Source organism: Kordia sp. (assembly GCF_045105435.1).
GTDB lineage: Bacteria > Bacteroidota > Bacteroidia > Flavobacteriales > Flavobacteriaceae > Kordia.
In genome coordinates this window covers 1-16,471 of the sequence record NZ_JBGCDL010000251.1, presented here as the reverse complement: position 1 = coordinate 16,471, position 16,471 = coordinate 1, and the positions used below count along the sequence as shown (strand labels likewise).

General features: G+C 33.8%; 15 protein-coding genes and 1 pseudogene. 5 read left to right on the top strand and 11 right to left on the bottom strand.

Features of this window, described 5'->3' with window-relative positions; all coding sequences use genetic code 11:
- A partial coding sequence (locus tag AB8B65_RS12870) for an endonuclease (protein WP_405301479.1) occupies nucleotides 1-1,428 on the bottom strand: 1,428 nt, incomplete at its 3' end.
- Between the two features lie 329 nt (nucleotides 1,429-1,757).
- Nucleotides 1,758-2,987, bottom strand: a complete 1,230-nt coding sequence (locus AB8B65_RS12865) for a TlpA family protein disulfide reductase (protein WP_405301478.1) — start codon at nucleotides 2,985-2,987, stop codon at nucleotides 1,758-1,760.
- Between the two features lie 119 nt (nucleotides 2,988-3,106).
- Here AB8B65_RS12865 and AB8B65_RS12860 point away from each other — a divergent pair, with 119 nt between their 5' ends.
- Entirely contained in the window at nucleotides 3,107-3,478 is a 372-nt protein-coding gene (locus AB8B65_RS12860) for a DUF2200 domain-containing protein (RefSeq protein ID WP_405301477.1), read from the top strand.
- A gap of 240 nt (nucleotides 3,479-3,718) precedes the next feature.
- Here AB8B65_RS12860 and AB8B65_RS12855 read toward each other — a convergent pair whose 3' ends face one another.
- Nucleotides 3,719-4,771 (bottom strand): outer membrane beta-barrel family protein, encoded by a 1,053-nt coding sequence (locus AB8B65_RS12855; RefSeq protein WP_405301480.1) that lies wholly within the window; start codon nucleotides 4,769-4,771, stop codon nucleotides 3,719-3,721.
- On the opposite strand from AB8B65_RS12855, the gene AB8B65_RS12850 reads away from it, so the two are divergent.
- From AB8B65_RS12850 to AB8B65_RS12840, 3 genes are all read left to right on the top strand, one after another.
- Nucleotides 4,761-5,324, top strand: a complete 564-nt coding sequence (locus tag AB8B65_RS12850) for a LytR/AlgR family response regulator transcription factor (RefSeq protein WP_405301476.1) — start codon at nucleotides 4,761-4,763, stop codon at nucleotides 5,322-5,324. The genes AB8B65_RS12855 and AB8B65_RS12850 overlap by 11 nt on opposite strands.
- Before the next feature lie 405 nt (nucleotides 5,325-5,729).
- On the top strand, nucleotides 5,730-8,162 hold the full coding sequence (pheT, locus tag AB8B65_RS12845) for a phenylalanine--tRNA ligase subunit beta (RefSeq protein WP_405301474.1): 2,433 nt from the start codon (nucleotides 5,730-5,732) through the stop codon (nucleotides 8,160-8,162).
- A gap of 234 nt (nucleotides 8,163-8,396) precedes the next feature.
- Nucleotides 8,397-8,549, top strand: coding sequence for a hypothetical protein (locus tag AB8B65_RS12840; protein ID WP_405301473.1), 153 nt, complete (start codon nucleotides 8,397-8,399; stop codon nucleotides 8,547-8,549).
- 118 nt (nucleotides 8,550-8,667) lie between these two features.
- Here the strand turns inward: AB8B65_RS12840 and AB8B65_RS12835 are convergent, their stop codons facing one another.
- A complete protein-coding gene (locus AB8B65_RS12835) occupies nucleotides 8,668-10,299 on the bottom strand; it encodes an ABC-F family ATP-binding cassette domain-containing protein (protein WP_405301472.1) in 1,632 nt (543 codons plus the stop codon).
- Between the two features lie 192 nt (nucleotides 10,300-10,491).
- Here AB8B65_RS12835 and AB8B65_RS12830 point away from each other — a divergent pair, with 192 nt between their 5' ends.
- A complete protein-coding gene (locus AB8B65_RS12830; RefSeq protein WP_405301471.1) occupies nucleotides 10,492-11,913 on the top strand; it encodes a TlpA family protein disulfide reductase in 1,422 nt (473 codons plus the stop codon).
- 147 nt (nucleotides 11,914-12,060) lie between these two features.
- Here AB8B65_RS12830 and fsa read toward each other — a convergent pair whose 3' ends face one another.
- The 7 genes and pseudogenes from fsa to AB8B65_RS12795 form a co-directional block, all read right to left on the bottom strand.
- Entirely contained in the window at nucleotides 12,061-12,714 is a 654-nt protein-coding gene (gene fsa, locus AB8B65_RS12825; protein WP_405301470.1) for a fructose-6-phosphate aldolase, read from the bottom strand.
- 865 nt (nucleotides 12,715-13,579) lie between these two features.
- Nucleotides 13,580-13,807, bottom strand: a complete 228-nt coding sequence (locus AB8B65_RS12820) for a VF530 family DNA-binding protein (RefSeq protein ID WP_405301469.1) — start codon at nucleotides 13,805-13,807, stop codon at nucleotides 13,580-13,582.
- A 53-nt stretch (nucleotides 13,808-13,860) separates the two neighbouring features.
- Complete coding sequence (locus tag AB8B65_RS12815; protein WP_405301467.1) at nucleotides 13,861-14,274, bottom strand: hypothetical protein; 414 nt, start codon at nucleotides 14,272-14,274, stop codon at nucleotides 13,861-13,863.
- Nucleotides 14,275-14,292: 18 nt separating this feature from the next.
- Nucleotides 14,293-15,282 carry an alpha/beta hydrolase gene (locus AB8B65_RS12810; RefSeq protein WP_405301466.1) on the bottom strand — a complete coding sequence of 330 codons (990 nt, stop codon included), beginning with the start codon at nucleotides 15,280-15,282 and terminating at the stop codon, nucleotides 14,293-14,295.
- A gap of 44 nt (nucleotides 15,283-15,326) precedes the next feature.
- Nucleotides 15,327-15,884 carry a hypothetical protein gene (locus tag AB8B65_RS12805; RefSeq protein ID WP_405301465.1) on the bottom strand — a complete coding sequence of 186 codons (558 nt, stop codon included), beginning with the start codon at nucleotides 15,882-15,884 and terminating at the stop codon, nucleotides 15,327-15,329.
- Nucleotides 15,881-16,168, bottom strand: a complete 288-nt coding sequence (locus AB8B65_RS12800; RefSeq protein WP_405301464.1) for a hypothetical protein — start codon at nucleotides 16,166-16,168, stop codon at nucleotides 15,881-15,883. The genes AB8B65_RS12805 and AB8B65_RS12800 overlap by 4 nt, the downstream gene beginning before the upstream one ends.
- A gap of 155 nt (nucleotides 16,169-16,323) precedes the next feature.
- Nucleotides 16,324-16,471, bottom strand: a pseudogene (locus AB8B65_RS12795) (short-chain dehydrogenase/reductase); the annotation flags it as partial.

The following is a 16,471-nucleotide window of genomic DNA, read 5'->3' as shown; positions in this document are numbered from 1 at the left end:
GCTTCCAGAGTAACGGTAGCAATCGCCACCACCATCAACCCAACCATCTAAGCCAGATTCGAAGAAACCTTCATGTAAAACGGTTGTACTTCCTGTGGTTCCGCCTGTACTTCCACCACCATTTACGCTATGTGAACCTAAATTAGAAGAAGTGTCCGTTGCAAATTCGTCCCATTCTGCTTCTGTGTAGTTTGTGTTCGGACTTGTAACACTTGCTTTTCTTCGTAAGGTTACATTTTGTGCAAAATTGGAGCTTCCGCCATTGAAATTTCCAATGATATCAATTAGAACATTATTTTTGAATAATCCAACAGGATCATTTCCGTTAAACGTAATAATTGCGGTTGCCGTAGTTGCATCTGCTTGATTTCTAATGGTTGTATTTGCTGAACTATGCGCTACAACATACACATTACCATTGCTTACACTTCCAGATAAACTGTAAGGTGAAGACCAGCTTCCTGCGCCATTGGTTTGTTTTTTAATGGTATAACTCGATAAGTTTACGCTGCTTCCTGTAAAGTTAGCAATTTCCAACGCTTTGTTGTTTGATGAACCTTCAATATATTCTGAAAAGAACAAATCGTCTGTGCTTCCGCCACCATTATCACCGCCGCCATCTCCAGGATCGCCGCCGCCATTTCCAAATTTGTCTTCGGCTTGTGGTCCGCCCCAAATTTGTGTAGCAAACGCAGGATTGTCAATAAACGGATTTCTGTTTCCTTGAATCCCAGCAATGATATCGTTACGAGAAGCTTCAAATGTAGACACAGGATCGTCAGCATTCCATTGTAAAAATAAGTCAATCATATTATTGTCACTACTTACCGAACTTCCTGTTCCAACAAACGTTGGTAAACAACGGTTTCCATAACGCAAATACATAAACAGAATCATACGTGCAGTATCTCCTTTCCATTCGTCGCCAGGATACCAATCGCCATTGGAGTTGATAAATCCTGCTGCGCCACTTCCTGTACCAAATTTACGATTGTTACGTGTGGAGTTTTGTTGTGTGTCACACGGACGTAAATTGTGCGCATCTGCACCAGCGCCAGAAGTTCCTAAGTCCGGATTCGCCAATGATTTTGCAAATACATGTTCTCTATTCCAGTCGCCCACGCTTCCACCATTGTCAAATTTTCCACGAGTTCTATCGGTTTTTAAATTTCCATCATTGTCATTGTGACCGTAAATTAAGAGTACCTCATTGCTATTACTCGGATTCAAATCCGATTGTTGCAAAGCACTCCAAACACCTGGAGTATAGGATAAAAAGGTTGTGTGTGTGGAAATAATTTTAGTGGCAAGTTCATCTTTTAAACTAGTTCCTGTTTGAGATAAGTTAACATCATTGTAATACGATGGAATCTGCGCATACGCAGTAATACTTACGGCTAAAAATAGCCAGAGTAAAAGTTTCTTCATGTGAATTATTTTGGTTGATTTATTAGTTTGAAACGACACACAACATATTTTTATTTATACAGAGACAAGCTTTTTATTCCATCAAAAAAAAACGCCTTAATTCCTTTATGGAAGTAAGACGCTTTCATTTTAATTTATTTTGATGAACTATTTATATTTTTTGCTTTTGTACGTAAGAATATTGTTTGCATAGTTTCTTTTTCTACACTTTAAAAATACTCAGTTTTAACAAGTACACTACTATTTTTATGTTAATAAATTGTTGCTTTTTGTCTAAAAAAGCAATTTTACGTTTATACCTTACTAATCAAGCTTTTAAACCGTACTTTTTATTTGTTTTTTAACTCCGAAACGAAGTTTTCAAAGTCTTTTGTAAACGCTACATATTTGTCTCCCGTAGCAGGACCATTAAAACCTGTATGAATGCGTCGGACTTTTCCTTTTTTGTCTATAAAAATAGTCGTCGGATAGGATAATACATGATTTAACATGGGCAATTTTTCTTGTGCTTTTTTCTTGTCAGATGTTCCAAATTGTGCCAATAAGATTGGATACGGAATGTTGAGTCGTTTTTGTAAACGTTTGATGCTATTGAATGCTTTTTCTTTTGTTTTTGCATATTCAAATGCCAAAGCGACAAATTTTACATCCGGATTGTTTTTTGCATAGTTGGCATAGTAAGTTGATTCATCCAAACAGTTTGGACACCAAGTTCCCATTATTTGAACGATTCGTACGTTTCCTTTTAGATTTTCATCGGATAACGAAATCATTTTTCCTGAACTGTCTGGAAATGAAAAGTTGAACTCGTCATATCCTTCTTTAATGTATGTTAATTTTTTTGCATCTGGCAATTCGTAAGTTTCGTTACGTTTTGCAGTAAATGGTTCTTTCCAGTGATTTCCCGATTGAAATTCGCCCATCATTGTACTATCTGTCACCGTTGCCGTGAATAGGAAAGCGTGCGCGCCATCAAACGCAGATAGTTGTAATTGATTGCCATTTACTGTTCCTTCCAAATAACGGTAATCGCCCGTAGTCGTTCTAAAAGTTCCTATAACTTTGTTTCCATTTTGCTTGAAGATTCCTTTAGCAATATAACGATCGGCTTCTGTGTTTGGACTAAAAACAGTTTCCCAATTTCCAGTAATAGTTGCTTTTGCTTCTCCTTTTGCATTTGGAAAACGTTTTGTTTCGCCAAAAGTAGCTTTAAATGGAACATATCTGTCTAATGAAACTTTTATAAATTCACCTTTAATAGTGTTTTCATCTGTAAATTTTCCTTTTAAAACACCTTCGTATACGTCCATTTTTATGGTGATGGAATCGTCTTTGATGGTAATATCAGTAATAGGAATGCGTTCTGCTGCATTGTGAATTTCAATTCCGCTTGCAGTCGTTGTAAAGATAAATGGCAATTCTTTTGCATCTTGAACCGTTAAAGCTACCTGCCAAGAGCCATCTTTTAACTTATACGCGTCTTTTTTTACTTCCTTTTGTCCGCAAGACACTAAGATGAATCCGATGAGTATGATATATAGTGTTTGAATGTTTTTCATTTTGAAAGTATAAGTATTGACAGGTTGGTTCGTATAAGTAGCAAGCAAATTACAATAAAAAGCGAGATGATTTTGTTTTACAACAGAATTCGGTTAGTTTTAAGATAAAATTAATCCCCATGAAAGTTACTGACGCACATAATAAAAGAGTTGTAGAGATGAAGTTTTTTTCAGTTTATCCGCATTATGTCACTAAAGTGGAAAAGAAAGGAAGAACCATAGCAGAATTACATGAAGTTATTACGTGGCTTACAGGCTTTGATACTGCAAAAATACAAGAACTGATTGACCGTAAAGTTACCTTTGAAACCTTTTTTGAAGAAGCTACTTTGCATCCAAATGCACATTTGATTAAAGGTGTGATTTGCGGCTACAGAATTGAAGAAATTGATAATGAACTCACCCGAAAAGCACGTTATTTAGATAAATTGATTGATGAACTCGCTAGAGGCAGAAAAATGGAAAAGATTTTGAGAGTCCCGAAAGGTTGATTTTTTTGTTTGTTCTTTTTTCTTTGTTGATTTGTCAATTTGTTGATTTGTTGATTTGTTGATTTGTTTTTTGTTATTTGTTTTTTGTTGATTTGAAACGTCTTTGCGAGAGTTTTGAAAAAACTTGTGGCAATCTGTTTCTAAATACACTGAAATGCACTTAGAAACAGATTACTTTTCATAGTACTTCTCGACACAAAATTTCTGCGAAATTTCACTCGAAGTGACGTTTATAGATTCTTAATTTCCAATTCTCTCTTTTTCGTCTTCCAAACTTCCATCGCGTTTTCTCGCCTTTTTTACATCACTGTTTCCAAACGCATAGCGAACATAAAAGTTGATATTCCTGCTGTCACTTCCTCCGCGACCATCAATTTGTAAATTTCCAAATTGTGTCATTCCTTGCCACGGAATTGTGTACAATGCATCATTGAGTGTTATTTTTCCTGTCCAGTTTCCCCATGATTTTTGTACAGCAATATTTAACGAACCTAAACTTCTCGTTTCATACGTTCCGCCCCAAATTGATGGACTGCTATACCAACCGCTGACTTCTAGTTTGATGTCTTTTGGCAGTGAAAATGTGTTTTGTGCATAAAACCCAAAAGTTTCTTGATCTATGGAAATAAATGCTGGATTTGTTGCAGTATACTTACTATACGAACCGTATACATTGGCGTACGCTCGCCACCAATCGGTCACTTTAAACGGATAGGAAATACTTAGATTGTATACTTCCTGATCTGCCACATTTCGCGTACTTAAAAAGTTTCTGTTTTCACCAACCGCTTCTGTTACTTGTGCAAAAAAGTCAGAAATATATGAGTAACTTAAACTAGTCGTCAAAGTATATTTATACGTATGTGATAGTTTAAAATTGTCAGTGTATTGTGGCTGTAAGAAAGGATTTCCTCTACTAAAACTTAGTTCGTCTAATTGAAACTCAAACGGATTTAAGATTTTATAGTTTGGACGTTGAATACGTCGGCTATAACTTAATGCAAAAGAGTTGATTCTATTGGCTTGATACGAAATTCCCGCAGACGGGAAAAAATCTGTATACGTCCTAGAAACTACTTGATTTTGTGCTGCATCTTGTGTGGATAATTTTCCTTCAGAATTTGTATGTTCCATACGTAATCCTGCTTGGAATTTCCATTTGTTTACACCAAAGCTATATTTTGAATATATAGCGTAAATTTCTTCGTCATACTCAAATTCATTGCTACGATCAACGTTCAGGTTGTTTGTTCCGTTAATAACATCAAAAAAGTTAAACGTATTGTCTGTAATTACTTTTGAAGGTTTTGATGTGTTAGAGCATTTACATGAATTACCAACTATTATTTTTAGTACGGCGTATGATAAATATGCGCTGAAAGCCTTTGAAGTACATGCTGTTGATTATTTATTGAAACCGTATACAAAAGAACGTTTTGACAAAGCTATTAGTAAACTAAAAGACAATTCGCCCAGTCAGATAGTGCCATTAGCCAACGAACACATTTTATCCAAACCCAATTTTCCAGATCGTATTATTGTCGAAAAAGGAGCTAAATACGTCACGCTTGCCACAGAAGATATTACGTATATAGAAGCTTATGGTAGCTATTCTAAAATCTTTGATGCTAGCGAAGGTTATCTTAGTAATCGCGGAATTTCACAATTGGAAGAAAAGCTAAATCCGAAACAATTTATGCGCATTCATCGCAGTATTATTGTGAGTTTAACGGCGATTAAAGAAGTTTCAAAATATGGGGAAAGCTATATTTTAATTCTGAAAAATAACGAAAAATTGAAAGTCAGTCGTAGTTATGCGAATAAGATTAAGGAACTTATTTTGTAGGCCACTGCGCTATTAGATCGCTGGCGTTGTTAGATATTAGATCGCTTCATTTTTAGACTTTATTTTTTTATGCTATCTTTCAAATATGAAAAAAATATGCTTCATGCTATTATTAAATTATGGCTAGGAATTCGATCAAATCATAAATTATCAGAAGTTGTATTAAAAGAGATTTTTAGCAGTGTTAAAATGAAAAGTAAAGATTCTAAATGATGTAGATTCTAACGGCGAAAGCAGTTTAAAAATTCTTGCGCAAGCAAGAAAAAGTCTAACAGCGTAGCGATCTAACGTCTAACAGCGCAGCGGTCTAAATTCTAACTGCGTCAGCAGTCTAAAATCTAATCAAAACTTATTTGTCAACTTACCGCATTATCTTATCTTTGCGGACTATCAATACGAATACGAATGAAAATATCATACAATTGGGTAAAGCAATTTATTCAACTTGACTGGGATGCTGACAAAACAGGGGAACTCTTAACCGACTTAGGCTTAGAGGTTGAAGGCATCGAAAAATACGAATCTGTACAAGGTGGCTTGGAAGGCATTGTTATTGGACATGTACTTACTTGCGTACAACATCCAAATGCAGATCGCTTAAAAGTAACTACTGTCGATGTAGGAACTAGTGAACCAATACAAATTGTGTGTGGTGCGCCAAATGTGGCTGCTGGACAAAAAGTGCCTGTGGCAACGGTTGGAACGACTTTATATGATGCGGAAGGAAAAGGGTTTAAGATCAAGAAAGGGAAAATTCGTGGCGAAGTTTCTAACGGAATGATCTGTGCCGAAGATGAACTTGGTTTGGGAGAAAGTCATGACGGAATTATGATTTTAGAGGAAACTTTAGTTGTTGGAACGCCAGCAAGTGAAGTATTTGACATTGAGAATGATATGGTGTTTGAAATTGGATTAACGCCAAACCGAGCTGATGCAATGTGTCACCACGGAGTTGCCAGAGATTTAAAAGCTGGTTTGCTCCAAAAAGATGTCAAAATAGAATTAATTACACCTTCTACAAGTAGTTTTAGAGTTGATAATAGAACTTTAAAAGTAGATGTAGAAGTGGAAGATAAAACCTTAGCACCGCGTTATTGTGGTGTTACTATTTCTGGAATTCAGGTAAAACCGTCTCCAGAATGGTTGCAACATCGTTTGAAAGCAATTGGTTTAACGCCAAAAAATAATGTAGTTGATGTTACTAATTATGTATTACATGAATTAGGACAACCATTACACGCGTTTGACGCGAATTATGTTTCTGGAAATAAAATCATTGTCAAAACGTTAGAAGCTGGCACAAAATTTACCACTTTGGATGAAGTTGAACGTGAATTACACGAAGACGATTTAATGATTTGTGATGCTGAAAAGCCATTGTGTATAGCTGGTGTTTTTGGCGGATTAAAATCTGGCGTGACCGAGAATACAACAAATATTTTCTTAGAAAGTGCTTATTTCAATCCGGTTTCAGTGCGTAAAACTGCAAAACGTCATGGATTAAATACAGATGCTTCTTTCCGTTTTGAACGTGGAATTGATCCAAATGTGACTGAATACGCTTTAAAAAGAGCTGCTTTGTTGATTCAAGAATTGGCTGGCGGCGAAATTACGAGCGATGTTTCTGATAGCTATCCAACAAAAATTGAAGACTTTCAAGTACGTGTTTCATTTGACAATATTTCTAAATTAATTGGAGAAGAATTACCAAGAGAAACCATCAAAAATATTTTGTCTTCTTTAGAGATAAAAATCAATTCGGTTACTGATGGCGGATTAGGTTTAACCATTCCTGCTTACAGAGTTGATGTACAACGTGAAGCAGATGTGATTGAAGAAATTTTGCGTGTGTACGGTTACAACAACATCAAATTTGATGAAAAGTGGCATACGTCTATTTCAAATACATCACGTTTTGAAGATTATAAGTTGCAAAATGTAGTGGGAACACAATTGGTTTCGCAAGGTTTTTATGAAATCATGTCAAATTCATTGACGAATGCTTCCTACCTTGAACTTTCAGAGCAATTGAAAGCCGAACATAATATTACGATGTTGAATCCGTTGAGTAACGATTTGTCTGTAATGCGTCAATCGTTATTATTCTCAGGATTGGAAGCCATTTCGCATAATATCAACAGAAAACGAAGTGATTTAAAGTTATTTGAATTCGGAAAAACATATCACGCTTACAGCGAAGGAAATCGTGAAGAACACAAGCATTTATCTGTGTTTATTACAGGAAATACCAATGCGGAAACTTGGACACAAGAGAAACCTGTTGCGACTGAATTTTTCTATGCGAAAGGAATTGTAATGACCGTTTTAGCGCGTTTGGGAATCATCTCATTAAAAGTGGCGCCTGTTCATAACGATTTATTATCGGAAGGAATTAGCTTGAGTTTGGGCAAAACGAAATTGGTTGAATTTGGAATTGTAAAACGTAACGTTGCAAAATCATTCGATATCAAGCAACAAGTTATCTATGTTGATTTTAATTGGGATAACGTGATTGATGTTGTAAAAAATAGAAAAATTAAGTTTAAAGATATTCCTAAATTTCCAAGAGTCCGTAGAGATTTTGCGTTGCTAATTGATGAAAAAACTACGTTTGCTGAAATTCATAACATTGCAAAACAAAGTGAACGTAATTTATTGAAAGAAGTGAATTTGTTTGATGTGTATGACGGTGATAATTTACCAAAAGGTAAGAAAAGTTACGCTGTAAGTTTTACGCTTCAAGACGAACACAAAACCCTGACTGACAAGCAGATTGATAAAATAATGAATAAGTTACAGCAGAGCTTTGAAAAACAATTAGGTGCTGAATTGCGATAGCACTTCGACTCCGCTCAGTGTCTGAATTTTAAAATATATAAACGCTTTTTACTTTGGTAGGGAGCGTTTTTTGGTTTTGTGTTTGTTTGTGATTTGTTGATTTGAAAATGTATCACTAAAGTTTTATGCTGAGTTTGTCAAAGTAAAAACGCATCAAAAAATAGTAAGGTAAAACCGTAATTGCAGATAAAATATTTTTTCGTATATTTAATCTTTAATGAAAAAAAGTAAGCTATGTTAGATAAAATTTCAAATCTTGATGGATTTAGTTTTATAAATAAAAAAGGACAGCGAAATATTGTTGGTGGCGCACCACGTTTTTGCACAGATAGTAAACCTTGCGATTATCCGTACCAATGTTATAGCGGAATTTGCAGATTGCCTTAGATTCCCATTTTACCATAAATAGAAAGTTACATATTTAGAAGATTTTCTAAATACATTCATATAAAAAAGTCCCTTGAAATAGTTTCAAGGGACTTTTTAGTTGTATACTTTTCGTCAATTATACTTCTACTCCGTACATTTTTTCACGTTGTTCTTTTATTTTTGGATCATTCATGTAATCATCAAAAGTTGAATATCTGTCAATAACTCCACTTGGCGTTAACTCAATAATTCTGTTGGCAACTGTTTGTGCAAACTCATGATCGTGCGTAGTGAATAAAACGGTTCCTTTGAAGTTTTTAAGCGAGTTGTTAAACGCAGTAATACTTTCTAAGTCCAAGTGATTTGTCGGCTCGTCAAGCATTAATACGTTTGCTCTAATCATCATCATACGCGATAACATGCAACGTACTTTTTCTCCTCCAGAAAGAACTCTGGCAGTTTTTAAGGCTTCTTCTCCACTGAAAATCATTTTCCCTAAGAAACCACGAACGAATACTTCTTCACGTTCTTCTTCTGTTTTTGACCATTGGCGTAACCAATCAACCAAAGTCATATCATTATCAAAAAACTGAGAGTTGTCTACCGGTAAATATGCTTGCGAAGTGGTAACTCCCCATTTGTACGTTCCAGCGTCAGCTTCATTGTTTCCATTAATAATTTCATAGAAAGCAGAGGTTGCACGTGAGTTTTTAGAAATTACGGCAACTTTATCGCCTTTTGCTAAGTTGATGTCTATATTTTGAAATAATACTTCGTCGTCGGCAGTAGCTTTTAATCCTTCTACATTTAAAATTTGATCTCCAGCTTCGCGATCTCTGTCAAAAATAATAGCAGGATAACGACGACTTGAAGGCTTGATGTCTTCCACTTTTAAACGTGCCAACATCTTTTTACGAGATGTTGCTTGTTTCGATTTTGCAACGTTTGCACTAAATCGTAATATAAATTCTTGTAATTCTTTTGCTTTGTCTTCTGATTTTTTGTTTTGTTGCGCACGTTGTCTTGCTGCCAATTGGCTACTTTCGTACCAAAACGTATAATTACCACTGTAGTGATTTATTTTTGCAAAATCGATATCTGAAATGTGTGTACAAACAGCATCTAAAAAGTGTCTATCGTGAGAAACTACAATAACACAGTTGTCGTAATTTGCTAAGAAATTCTCTAACCAAGCAATCGTTTCAAAATCCAAGTCATTGGTAGGCTCATCCATAATCAACACATCTGGACTTCCAAAAAGTGCTTGTGCCAATAACACACGTACTTTTTGTTTACCATCCAATTCGCTCATTAATGAATAGTGATTTGCTTCTGCAATTCCTAAGTTTGATAATAATGCTGCTGCGTCAGAGTCGGCGTTCCATCCGTTCATTTCTTCAAATTCTACTTGCAACTCTCCTACGCGTTCTCCATCTTTATCTGAAAAGTCAACTTTTGCATAAATTTCGTCCATTTCCTTTTTTATAGCAAACAAAGGTTTGTTTCCCATAATTACAGTTTCTAGCACAGGAAGATCGTCATACGCATAGTGATCTTGTTCTAAAACAGACATACGTTTACCAGGCTCTAAATTTACGTGCCCAGATGTAGCATCCATCTTTCCTGATAGTATTTTTAAAAAGGTGGATTTACCAGCGCCGTTAGCTCCGATAACACCATAGCAATTTCCTGTTGTAAACGTCGTATTTACTTCGTCAAATAATACGCGTTTTCCAAATTGTACGGATAAATTAGATACAGATAACATTCTTTTCGTTTTTAAAACTTTTTATATATTGCGCAAAAGTAAGAATTTGATTGAATATTACTAGGATTTACAGCAAATTTTACTTCGGTTAGTCTTAACGTTTTACCACCTATTTTTAACAGCCTGTTAACACCCTATTGCATTTTGGATAGTTAGTTTTGTTAAAATTGTAAAAGAGTTGTCTAAACTACTATGAAATACTTTACCCCATTATTACTTTTATTATTTTGTTTTGGTTGTGACGACGCCAACAAAACAAACACGGATGACGCTGTTTATTTTGGTGGAGAAATCATAAATCCAGGTGATGAATATGTAATTTTATACCATCAAGGAAAGTATGTAGACTCTTTGAAACTAGATGATAACAACCGTTTTATGGGAAAACTTAAAAATCCTAAAGACGGATTGTATAAGTTTTACCACTATCCAGAATACCAATATATTTATTTGGAAAAAGGAGATAGTTTACTACTCCGTTTGAATACATTTAAGTTTGACGAATCGCTATTTTTTACAGGAAAAGGCGCTGAGAAAAACAACTTTTATATCGAGTTATTTTTATTAAATGCAAGTCATGAACGACCAGTATATCAGTATACAAAGTTAAATAGTGAAACGTTTCTTAACAAAATTGATTCATTACAAGATATTAAATTAGCAAAACAGAAAAAGTTTTTCATTGAAAATCCTGATGTTTCTGATGCTTTTAAATCGTTTACAGACAAAACAATTCAGTATAGAAATTTTAGATATCGAGAAACATATCAGAATATGTTTTTTAAACGCAAGAAAAAAGACTCTACTTTAAAGATTGTAAGTTCTTTTTATAAGTACAAGTCTAAGATTAATATGAACGATTCTACCATGAGTCATTATCGTCCGTATGCGCGTTACATTATGCAATACATCAACAACTCATCGTATAGCGAATGTTTGCAGAAGTCTTGGAAAGGCGACAAAGCACTGAATACTTCGTTGACCTATAATAAAAACAAATTGAATATTATTGACAGTTTGGTGACGTATCCGTATTTGCGAAACGAATTACTTCGTTTTACTGCGTATTCATATTTTAGAAATAATACATCGGATATTATTAAGAATAATGAGTTTTTTAAGTTGTATCAAAAAATAGCAAAAGACGATAAGTCGAAAGAAGAAATCACCAATTTGCACAACGGAATTAAAAGTTTACAAAGTGGTAATAACTTTTCAAATCAAATATTTGTCTATGATGACAAACATGCTCGCATTCCTGTAAGTCGCTTGAATTCAAAACGTGGAAAGACTATTTTTTACTTTTGGACATCGGAACAGAAACGACACAAACGACTGATTACCCAAAAAATTAAAGCATTGGCAAAACAATATCCAAATCTGAACATTGTCGGAATCAGCTTGGATAGCGATCATAAACGTTGGAAAAAAGAAGTAAAAGACTTTAACTTCAAAAGCAGCAAACAATACCGTATTGGAAAACGAGAGAATGTATTGCGTGATTTTGCATTGATAAGCATCAACAAACTCATCATTACAGATCGAAGCGGAAATATTGTCAACGCGTTTGCCGATATTTATAGTACTACGCTAAACGATTTCTTGAAAAAATAAAATTCACACAAAACATAAAAGCAATAAAAAAGCATCTTAGAAATTCACTAAGATGCTTTTTTATATTTGTGCCAGTATGTTACTTCAAAGTACTTCTGAATGTATGCTAAATCATGTTCAGCACACTAAAAGTAACGTTGCGTTATATTAGTTTCCTTTATTATAATCTGCTAAGAACTTTTCCAAACCGATGTCGGTTAAAGGATGTTTCAACAAGCCTACAATCGATTTCAATGGTCCTGTCATTACATCAGCGCCTAACTTAGCACAATCAATCACGTGCATAGTATGACGTACAGAAGCGGCTAAAATTTCCGTTTCAAACGCGTAGTTATCATAAATCATTCTAATTTCTGCAATCAAGTTCAATCCGTCTGTAGAAATATCGTCCAAACGACCAATAAATGGCGATACGTACGTTGCTCCTGCTTTCGCTGCCAATAACGCTTGACCAGCTGAAAATACTAAAGTAACATTTGTTTTAATTCCTTTATCAGAAAAATATTTACACGCTTTTATTCCATCAGCAATCATTGGTAACTTTACCACAATTTGCGGATTCAAAGCTGCTAACGCTTCTCCTTCTCTTACCATTCCGTCAAAATCTGTAGCAATTACCTCAGCAGAAACATGTCCGTCAACAATCTCACAAATGGCTTTGTAATGGTTTAAAATATTTTCGGCTCCTGTAATTCCTTCCTTTGCCATTAACGAAGGATTTGTAGTTACACCATCCAAAACTCCTAAAGCTTGTGCTTCGCGAATTTGATCTAAATTAGCCGTATCAATAAAAAATTTCATCTGTTATCTATTTTATATATAAAAGTTGTGTTTTCTTTTTTGGGCGTTTTTACAGGTTATTCGCTGTATCTTTTTTAAAACGAAACGTTTTTGTAAGAATCTTTTAAAAATCCTTTACACTCTACTCTGTGTATTCAACAAACAGATTACTTTGTCGTAAACTCCTCGTAATGACGTATCAAAATATAAAAAAGGATGTCGCTGCAAATGCAACGCATTCATGATTTCCTATTTATTGAAAATATAGTACATGAATAATCCTGAACGCAATTTGGTGTAAAATTACAATATTATCGTATGTGAAAACAATCTTGTTGAACAGAATAGTCCGTGAGTTATTAACATTTTTTGGAGCGAAAATTAAATCTAAAATTGCAGTGTTTTACAGAATATAAATGGTGTTTCATTACTGTACTTTACAGTGAAGATACATTCAAAATAAGTACTATTAGAAATCGAAACACTCACAAAATATGATACGTTAAAACTGTTCAAGTTCAAAGTAGAAGATCCTGATTTTCATCAGGATTAGTTCAACTAGCACTATTGAATGCGCCTTTCTGGCTTTTCAATAGTGAGTTTCACTAAAAAAAAAGCCTGCATTACACAGGCTTTTCCAATACAAATTTCAAAGTATGCTACTGCTTTATCAACTAAAGACAGTAGTATGATGTAACTATGTGAAATATATCATTGTTGATAAGATCAAATTACGCTAAAACTCGCGAGGATTTTACAGAAAGATGTATAGATGTCATGTTTAGCTGTAATGTTGGTCACTTTTCATGTGCTGAAAAATCTTACTAAAAAATAAGTTGACCGTTTTTTAGAATGTGATATGAATTATTCTTCTTAGAACGAAAGTCTACTTATTTTCTGCAATAAATCGTAAATACAATTTTTCCACTTTTTCTCTTGCCCAAGGTGTTCTTCGTAAAAATTTTAAACTCGATTTTACAGACGGATCACTTTTAAAACAATTGATATTAATACGTTTGCTCAGTTCTTCAAAACCATAATAATCTACTAACGCAGTTACAATTTCCGAAAGTTTTATACCGTGTAACGGATTGTTTGGCTGTTCGTTACTCATTGTTTTATTTATTTAATTAGAAGAGAAAAATTATAAATTGTTATATGCGACATTTACTGTTTATCTTTTTTTGGTGTCTCTATGCGTTTATATTCATAATTTGCAGACATAGAATCGCTTAGAGCTTTAAGGTATAAAGTTTCTTTTGTTATTCTTAAAATCTCGTACTTGTAGGCTCCAATAGTGAGTATAGAGTCTTTTATTACATACTTAGCTTGCATTAAAAAATTTTCAACTTCAAAAGTAATGTCGTTATTTTCACGAAATATAAGTAAAACATCTTTCCGCATAAAAGGATCTTTTTGTGCGTTACTCAAATGACTTTTAGCTTGTGTTGAACTATTTTTTTCAGCATCGGTAGTAATTTTTACAAATTCCCACTTCCCTAAAATATTTTGTTTTAAATCAGTTTGTGCATTTACGGAATACATGCTAACGTATAAAAGGATTGTGATTAAAATTCGCATAGTAGTTATTGTATAAAATTAATGACCAATGGTTTTAATGATGAATTCTTCATAGCTTTCGCCTTTTGTAGTATTCAAATTGATTTGAGGACAATGATAAATTCCTTTGGCACCAACTTTTACTGCGCGTTGCTGAATTGTTTTTACATGTAATGGATGATGAAATACGTCGCTCATTTTTGTTGGAATGTCGCCCGAAGTTTCCTCTGTAGATAAGTAAAATAAAGGATCATCCGCAGACAACATGGACAACATATCTGTTTTGTTGAGATATGCTTTTGTGCGTTCAGAAGCTAATTCTTCTCGTGTTTTAATTCCGTAATAGACAAGTATACGGTATTCTTTTATCATTTTTTTCAAAGATGCTTCTGTAAATCCATCTTTTTGAAATGATGAAAATACGGTGTTATGCCAAGTCGCAATATCGTAATTTGCTTGTGTAGAAATTCCAACGAGTCCTTGAATACGTGTCGATTCTCTTTCTATTGGATTTTCACTCTTTGGCTTTGCTCTTTCATCACCAAATCCGAGCCACATTGCGGCGGCACTTCCAGCTGAACTTCCGTAAATCATTACTTTGTCTTTTTGAAAATGTAAACTGTCTGAAAAATAACGTAAATGTTGTAATGCCTGTTTAGCATCATTCAGACTATTCAAGATTCCTAAAGTATCTTCGGGATTTAGATAGCGATAATTGATTGCTGCAACGGCGATATTTTTTTTCAACAACCGATTGATCAATCCGCGGTAGCGATACGATTCGTAGTAATTTGCTTTTCCGCCATTTACAAATCCACCTCCGTGAATTAAAATCAACAAAGAAGAAGGTGTTTTTAAATTTGGCTTAAAAAAATCATACACATTTCGTTCGTCGTCTCCATATTCAATATTTGGATGAAAACTGACTGATTTTAAAGCAGTAGAAAACGGTGTTTCAGATGCTTGTAACCCGTTTTCAATACGTTGTGACGGAATTGTTGTGACATCAAGCGAGCAAGACATCAACATACAAAACACTATGAAACATATACCTTTTATGCGCATGCAGCAAGTTATGAATTTAGTTGTACATGTTGTTCAAAATAGTTTGAAAACCATTTTAAATCATCAATTATATATTGCTCACTTTCGCTATCAAAACCAAGTAAAAGATGTTCTTGTGCTTTTGTATCTACTAAAAATAAGCTTCCACGATAGTTTTCTTCTGAAACTTCATTAATAGTGAATGTAAACTTGTCTATTGTAGCTGCATCAAAACGTATGGAAGTATCTTTATTTTTAATAATGATTTCTTTATAGCCTAAAACTTTTGTCGCTTTATTGGATTTGAATTTTAGAAACATCCGAAAGCAATTCGTCATTGCAATTGCGCCAACAAATATAATAACACCGATAATTTTTTTCCTTGCTGATGCATCCAATCCAATATCTTCTACAAATAAAAATACAATCCCTGCTATGGCAACAAGTAATGGAAAAAGTATCAATCCGATTAAAATGGTATAATCGAGTTTGGCTTGCCAAATGATAATTTTACCATTTTTCTTTGAAAATGATATTTTTAAACGTTTTAGTTTTGATTCTAATAAAAAGGTATCGCTGTTATTCATTGGTCAATTCTTAAAATTGTGTCTTTATTTTTATCATACGGAATATGAAAAAGCATGTTGTTATTATTTGGGTCTTTAGAAGAAAGTTCTACTTTATACCGCTTTCCTATTTCTATATTTTCAGAAAAGTTTCCTGTTGTACTTCCATAATATTTTTTCTCTTTATAAAAAAAATGATAATGATAATTTCGCTTACTGTATTTCTTGTAGATTTTTGAGGAACTAGTTACGATTCCATATACAAATATCTTATTTCTTTGAAGTTCACTTTTTTGAAGTTGCATCTTGAAGAAAAAAACAATAGTTATAGGATACAAAAGTATCCACCAATATTTACTAAAATATATTTTTATTGTTTTAAAGTCCATAGAATATAAGTACTCTAAAAGTCAAATATGTTACTTTTAGAGAAGAACAATAATTTTTTTCAAAAAAAATACTACAACTTATAATGATTCATCAACATTTTCTCATACACTTTGTCTGGTAAGATACGTTTTAATACAATAGAAAACTTCTGCATGAATGCGCCAACTTTATAATGAATTTTAGGCTTTTTGGTTTCTATAATCTTTAATACAGAAGTT